We start from the raw sequence: 4,259 nt of genomic DNA, 5'->3' as shown, positions 1-4,259 counted from the left end.
CGCCTCGGCGGTACGTCGCGGCGAACTGGTCGTGCTCCCCACCGACACCGTGTACGGGATCGGTGCGGACGCCTTCTCCTCGGCTCACGGCTTTAGAAGGGGTCGAACTCGTCGTATTCCTTCTGCGCGTCGTCCCGCTCGGCGTCGCGGTCCCGGCGACGCTGCGCGGCCGGGCGGGGGGCCTCCATACGGTGGTCCTCGCCGCGGCGGCCGAGCATCTCGGCGCCGGCCATCATCGTCGGCTCCCAGTCGAAGACGACCGCGTTTTCCTCGGGGCCGATGGCGACGCCGTCGCCCGCGCGGGCTCCGGCCTTCATCAGGGCCGTCTCGACACCGAGGCGGTTGAGCCGGTCCGCGAGGTAGCCGACGGCCTCGTCGTTGTTGAAGTCGGTCTGGCGCACCCAGCGTTCGGGCTTCTCGCCGCGCACCCGGTAGATGCCCTCTTCGTCGACGGCCACGGTGAACCCGGTGTCGTCCACGGCCTTCGGGCGGATGACGACCCGGGTCGCCTCCTCCACCGGCTTGGCGGCACGCGACTCGGCGACGATCCCGGCCAGTGCGTACGAGAGGTCGTTGAGGCCCTTGTGCGCGAGGGCGGAGACCTCGAAGACGCGGTAGCCCCGCGCCTCCAGCTCCGGGCGGATCATGTCGGCGAGGTCCTGGCCGTCCGGGATGTCGACCTTGTTCAGGACGACGATGCGGGGCCGGTCCTCCAGGCCGCCGTACTGGCGCAGCTCCTCCTCGATGATGTCGAGGTCGGAGACGGGGTCGCGGTCGGACTCCAGCGTCGCCGTGTCCAGTACGTGCACCAGCACCGAGCAGCGCTCGACGTGGCGGAGGAACTCCAGGCCCAGCCCGCGGCCCTGGCTGGCGCCGGGGATGAGGCCGGGGACGTCGGCGATGGTGTAGACGTTCGCGCCGGCGGTGACGACACCGAGGTTCGGTACCAGCGTGGTGAACGGGTAGTCCGCGATCTTCGGCTTGGCCGCCGAGAGCACCGAGATCAGCGAGGACTTGCCCGCGCTCGGGTAGCCGACCAGCGCCACGTCGGCGACGGTCTTGAGCTCCAGGACGATGTCGCGCGACTCGCCCGGCTCGCCGAGGAGCGCGAAGCCGGGGGCCTTGCGGCGGGCCGAGGCCAGCGCGGCGTTGCCGAGGCCGCCGCGACCGCCCTGTCCGGCGACGAAGGTGGTGCCCTGACCGACCAGGTCGGCGAGGACGTTGCCTTCCTTGTCGAGGACGACGGTGCCGTCCGGGACGAGCAGGACCAGGTCCTGGCCGTCCTTGCCCGAACGGTTGTCACCCGCGCCGGGCTGGCCGCTGGTGGCCTTGCGGTGGGGGTGGTGGTGGTATTCGAGCAGGGTGGTCACGGCCTGATCGACGACGAGCGTCACGTCGCCGCCGCGTCCGCCGTTGCCGCCGTCGGGTCCACCGAGGGGCTTGAACTTCTCACGGTGGACGGAGGCACAGCCGTGGCCTCCGTTACCCGCGGCGGCATGGAGCTCGACGCGGTCCACGAAGGTGGTCATGGTGGGTGCCTCCAGGTACTGCTATCTACGGATGTGTCTCTGATGTAACACGCCGAGGGCGGACCCGCTTCCCCGTCGACCGGGAAAGCTGAGATCCGCCCTCGGAAGGTGTTGCGTCGTTACCGTGCTCGCCGGAAGATCAGGCGGCGACGGGAACGATGTTGACGACCTTGCGGCCGCGGTGCGTACCGAACTCCACCGCACCGGCGGTCAGCGCGAACAGCGTGTCGTCGCCGCCACGGCCGACGCCCGTGCCCGGGTGGAAGTGGGTGCCGCGCTGGCGGACCAGGATCTCACCGGCGTTGACGGCCTGACCGCCGAAGCGCTTCACGCCGAGCCGCTGAGCATTGGAGTCGCGCCCGTTCCGAGTGGACGATGCGCCCTTCTTGTGTGCCATGTCTCAGTCCCTTACTTCGCAGCCGCGGGGATACCGGTGACCTTGATCGCCGTGTACTGCTGGCGGTGACCCTGGCGACGGCGGTAGCCGGTCTTGTTCTTGTAGCGAAGGATGTCGATCTTCGCGCCCTTGTGGTGGTCCACGATCTCGGCCTGGACCTTGATGCCGGCCAGGACCCACGGGTCGCTGGTCACGGCGTCGCCGTCGACAACGAGCAGGGTCGAGAGCTCGACCGTGTCGCCAACCTTGGCAGTGGAAATCTTGTCAACCTCAACGATGTCACCGACAGCAACCTTGTGCTGGCGGCCACCGCTGCGCACGATGGCGTACACGCGGATCTCTCTCTCGCTCGGAACGGATCCCCTGATGCCAGCCGCTCGCACGGGCCGGGGCCCGTGACGATCCGGAAGGATGAGCGGCCTCTCCTGGCGCGGAACCGCACCGGGAGGGATGTGCTCAGGGGTAGGCGCACAGAAAAACACGCCGAGGGTCAAGGCTACGGGGCCACCGCCCAACCGGTCAAACCGCCCCCGGCGCGGGCGTCAGCTCTGTCCCGGCAGCCGGCGGCGGACCGCCGCGGCGTACCGGCGTACGGCCTTGCGCTGCTTGGGGGGCAGCCTGCGCAGCGCACCGCGGTAGATCCGGCGCAGCCCGGTCGGCGGCGGCTTCGGGGCGGGCTTGGGCTTGGTGACGACGAGCCTCAGCTGGCCGCCCCTGCCCGACCAGTCCGCGCGGACGGTGCGTCCGGTGGTGCCGAGCGGGGCCGAGCCGAGCGCCACCCGCTGGGCGGTGTCGGCCGGGGTGAGCCGGGGTCGGCGGCCGACACCCAGTACCTGGACCCCGAACCACACCTCGTACGTGCCGGGTTCGAGCGGTTCGCCGCCCGCCAGCGTCAGCGGGTCGAGCACCGCCCCGCCCGCCACCACCACCTGGCTGAGCCCGTCCCCGAGGCTCTCGACCTGCGGCAGCAGGGTGTCCTCGGCGTGCCACCAGACGTTGCGCCGGAGGTCGTGGACGAACACCTCGCCGTTCGCGTAGGAGAGCGGGTCGGGTACGGGCCGGTTTCCGGCGCCCTCGATGCCCTCGGTGAGGGCGGGATCGAGCACGTACCCGCCGTCCTCCGTACCGGCGAGGGCCAGCGGTCCGATGCCGGTGCGCTGGAGGGTGGCGCGGATACTCAGCGACAGCCGACCGGCGTCGTCCTGCCCGGCCTCCAGGATCTCGATGCGGGGCCGGACCTCGCTCACGCGCCGGGCCACTTCCCCCAGGGCCTCGTGACGGTCCTCCGCCAGCAGGGTCGCGCGCAGTCGCTGCACCGCCGGCATGCCCGCGGTCACCCCGGGCGGGAAGCATTCGAGGGCCATCGAGCGCGTCGTCTCGTAGATCGCCCGCAGGCCCTCGTCCTCCGGGTCACTCGCGGAGAACTCGGGCACGTACCGCATCAGCTCGACGCGGTACAGGCGGCGCATCAGCCGGTCCTGGAGCTCACCGGGTTCGGTGGCGTCGGCCAGCGCCTCGATGATCATGCGCAGTCGGCGGAGGTTGTCGAGGCGGTCGAACGCGGCCCGGCTGTTGTTTCCGCCGTCCTCCCTGCGGTCCCAGATGTAGCAGGGGTAGTCGGCGAGTATGGAGACCACCTTGGCCCGGGGGTAGGCGCGGACCATGAAGAGCAGGTCCTCCATGCGCCAGTACCCCTCGGGGAAGCGGATTCCTGTCTCCTCCAGGAACGCGCGCCGGAACAGCCGGTGTGCCGTGAGCGTCTCGATCAGCGGCGCGTCCTCCACCGTGCAGCGTTCGCGATTGCGGCGGAAGACGGGCGAGGGCCCCACCATGGAGCCGGCCATCTTGCCGAGCACGATGTCGGAGCCGTTGCGGCTGCCCATGGCGTACAGGCGTTCCAACGCCTCGGGGGTGAGCCGGTCGTCCTGGTCGACGAACTGTATGTACTCACCGCGCGCCATGGCGATGCCGACGTTGCGCGGCTTGCCCGGCCAGCCCGAGTTCTCCTGGTGGTGCACCCGTATTCGGGAGTGCTCGGCGGCGAGCCGGTCGAGCACCTCCGCCGAACCGTCGGTCGATCCGTCGTCCACGTAGACGATCTCGTACTCGTCCTCGCCCAGACTCTGTCCGAGCAGCGACGGCGCGCAACGCTCCAGGTACGGGCCCGCGTTGTACACGGGCACCACGACACTGACCTTCAGCATTTCTCTCGTCCCCCCACTTGTGAACACTCCCCCACACATGAAAAGCCGTGCCGCCCCGGTGAAGCCGTCGGCACGCACCCGCGCCCGCACCACCACCGGTGGGCCGCTCCCCCGCGTCGGGGAAGCGGC

General features: G+C 70.6%; 4 protein-coding genes and 1 pseudogene. 1 reads left to right on the top strand and 4 read right to left on the bottom strand.

The window, feature by feature from the left end; all coding sequences use genetic code 11:
- A pseudogene (locus tag ACWD3D_RS33970) lies at nucleotides 1–124 on the top strand (Sua5/YciO/YrdC/YwlC family protein); the annotation flags it as partial.
- Here the strand turns inward: ACWD3D_RS33970 and obgE are convergent.
- The 4 genes from obgE to ACWD3D_RS33950 form a co-directional block, all read right to left on the bottom strand.
- Complete coding sequence (gene obgE / locus ACWD3D_RS33965) at nucleotides 93–1,529, bottom strand: GTPase ObgE (protein WP_451464558.1); 1,437 nt, start codon at nucleotides 1,527–1,529, stop codon at nucleotides 93–95. The pseudogene ACWD3D_RS33970 and the gene obgE overlap by 32 nt on opposite strands.
- 139 nt (nucleotides 1,530–1,668) lie before the next feature.
- The gene (rpmA, locus tag ACWD3D_RS33960; protein ID WP_014045902.1) at nucleotides 1,669–1,926 is read right to left on the bottom strand and encodes a 50S ribosomal protein L27; all 258 of its coding nucleotides are present in this window, start codon (nucleotides 1,924–1,926) and stop codon (nucleotides 1,669–1,671) included.
- 11 nt (nucleotides 1,927–1,937) lie between these two features.
- A complete protein-coding gene (gene rplU / locus ACWD3D_RS33955; protein ID WP_008738952.1) occupies nucleotides 1,938–2,258 on the bottom strand; it encodes a 50S ribosomal protein L21 in 321 nt (106 codons plus the stop codon).
- Between the two features lie 210 nt (nucleotides 2,259–2,468).
- The gene (locus tag ACWD3D_RS33950; protein ID WP_451464557.1) at nucleotides 2,469–4,130 is read right to left on the bottom strand and encodes a glycosyltransferase; all 1,662 of its coding nucleotides are present in this window, start codon (nucleotides 4,128–4,130) and stop codon (nucleotides 2,469–2,471) included.
- Nucleotides 4,131–4,259 lie beyond the last annotated feature (129 nt).

This window comes from Streptomyces sp. NPDC002690 (assembly GCF_053592415.1).
The sequence above is the reverse complement of the archived record's forward strand: the minus strand, read 5'-3'. Positions and strand labels throughout refer to the sequence as shown.